Annotated in this window: 1 pseudogene; it reads right to left on the bottom strand. The window is 53.8% G+C overall.

Features of this window, described 5'->3' with window-relative positions:
• A pseudogene (locus tag IT084_RS17790) lies at positions 1-312 on the bottom strand (IS200/IS605 family accessory protein TnpB-related protein); the annotation flags it as partial.

The following is a 312-nucleotide window of genomic DNA, read 5'->3' on the forward strand; positions in this document are numbered from 1 at the left end:
TGTCCGTGTCCAGCCGGTCTTTGCCGAAGTCCAGATCCTCCAATGCGATGGGTTTGCCTAAAACTTTGGCAATGTCCACCACCACTTTGGCCAACACGCCTGTCAGGTATGTGCGCCGGTATCCACGGCTGTAAGCAAGCTCCGGCATCTTGATATGGAGAAAACCGTTCGGTTGTATTGTCACTTGGAACTCTCCGGCAAATTTATGCAGTGCCTTCGGGTAAGGAACAGCGAATCCTTCCGGCCAGGGTTCGGGTTGGCCGAAATAATTGACGTTGGCCAAAGCTACACCGTCCGGGTTGGTGTCCATGC

The sequence above is a fragment of the Desulfallas sp. Bu1-1 genome (assembly GCF_015594625.1).
Classification (GTDB): Bacteria; Bacillota; Desulfotomaculia; order Desulfotomaculales; family Desulfallaceae; genus JADNRQ01.